2 protein-coding genes are annotated in these 1,963 nt (G+C 31.8%); one reads left to right on the forward strand and one right to left on the reverse strand.

The genetic code is table 11. The features are described from left to right. The coding region (locus AB2369_RS13105; RefSeq protein WP_367666915.1) for a tyrosine-type recombinase/integrase at positions 1–290 on the forward strand (290 nt) is incomplete at its 5' end. Between the two features lie 83 nt (positions 291–373). Here AB2369_RS13105 and rlmD read toward each other — a convergent pair. Further along, the gene (rlmD, locus tag AB2369_RS13110) at positions 374–1,729 is read right to left on the reverse strand and encodes a 23S rRNA (uracil(1939)-C(5))-methyltransferase RlmD (RefSeq protein WP_367666916.1); all 1,356 of its coding nucleotides are present in this window, start codon (positions 1,727–1,729) and stop codon (positions 374–376) included. Positions 1,730–1,963: the final 234 nt, after the last annotated feature.

Below are 1,963 nucleotides of genomic sequence, written 5' to 3' on the forward strand. Positions count from 1 at the left end.
GATACAATTCAATAGACCTTATTTCTACCAAAGAAAATGGAGAACTTATTTCAACTGAAAGTCTAAAATATTTAAGTAGAGTAGTAAATTATGATCTAGGAATCAGATTTAATTTTCATATGTTAAGACATACCCATGCAACCATGCTCCTTGAAAATGGTGCTAATTTTAAAGATATCCAAAAAAGATTAGGACACTCAAAATTATCTACTACTATGGATACTTATTCTCATGTAACTGAAAAAATGAGTATTAATACAGTTGATATATTTGAAAGTGTTATAAAATAATTTGCCACCATACTATAATTCATGGTGGCAAATCGGTGGCAAATGATGTATTTTAATTCTCTAAAATCCCTAAACCCTTGACATTACTTACTTATCTTAACCACAGTTTCAACGTGAGGAGTGTTCGGGAACATATCTTTCAACTTTGTCTTCTCTACTTTATATCCATGAGCCTCAAGATATTTCAAATCATTTACTAAAGTCTTAGGATTACAAGAAACATATATTATATCCTTAGCATTAAACTCAACCACATACTCAAGAGCCTTTGGATGAACTCCACTTCTTGGTGGGTCTAGGATTATTATGTCTGGTTTATCTTTTACGGTATTTATTATCTTAGCTACATCTCCAGCTATAAAGTGGCAGTTGTTTAGGTTGTTTAGGTTTGCATTTTCATTGGCTGCTACTACTGCCTCTTCTATAAGCTCAATTCCTATTACCTTACTTGCATCTCCTGCTACAATTTGACCTATGGTTCCAGTTCCGCAGTAAAGGTCAAATACTACCTTATCCTTTGCCATATCTCCCATAAATTCTTTTACTAAGGAATATAGTTTCTCCGCTCCCTTAGTATTAGTTTGGAAGAAGGAGAATGGTGATATTCTAAACCTTAGTCCTAGGACTTCTTCCATTATGTAGTCATCTCCATATAAAACTTCGACCTTCTCTGGCACTACTGCATCAGATAGGGAATCATTTGTTGTATGTATTATGGATTTTAGATTACCTTCTAAATTTAATTCCTTAAGCTTTTCCATCCAAGGAGTTAAGTCAAACTCTATTTGAGATGAGGTTACAATGTTAACCATTAAGTCTCCTGTATTTTTCCCTTTTCTTATTATAAAATGTCTTAAGTATCCCTCATGACTTCTTATTCTATAATAAGGAAGCTTTGCTTCTCTAAAATGATCTAAGGTTACCTTAAATATCTTTCTAAAGTCCTCATCTACTAACATACAGCTATCTACTGTTACTATAGAGAAGGGACTTCCTTTCTTATGCATTCCAAGCTCTAATTCTCCACCCTTTGTAGCATCTCCAAAGGAAAACTCCATTTTATTTCTATATTCAAAGGTTTCTGGACTTCCTTCAATCCCTATAAATTCCCCAGTGGATACATTTCCTTCTTTAAAAAGCTCAATTACCTCTGAAGCTTTAAGATTTAACTGAGTTTCATAAGGAATAAACTGAGTTGAACATCCTCCACATGGTCCAAAATGTGGACATGGAGCATCTATTTGAGAAGGAGCTTTTTCTATTATTTCTATAAACTTTCCTTCAGCATAGTCCTTCTTCTTTTTACTAACTCTTGCTTTAACCTTTTGACCTGGAACAGTACCTTTTACAAAGATTTTTTTATCTTCTAAAAACCCTATTCCATATCCTCCAAATTCAGTTTTTTCTATAAAAACTTCAATTTCTTGTCCTTTTTTCATGAGTATACACTCCTTATAATGTATTTAGTAACATTTAAATTAATTACTTTTTAACCCTCTATGAATCTTTTAAAACCTCTAACTAAAACTTAAAATCCTTTATTCATAAGGGTAAAAATGCTTAACTCCCACTTAATAAAAGCAGGAGTATTAATAGTTATATTCATCTTATATAATCTTTAAATATTCTTTTACTATTATACATAAAAAAGTCAACCAATAACAAGTGTAGAT

Source organism: Clostridium sp. (assembly GCF_040797585.1).
Lineage (GTDB): Bacteria > Bacillota > Clostridia > Clostridiales > Clostridiaceae > Clostridium_Z.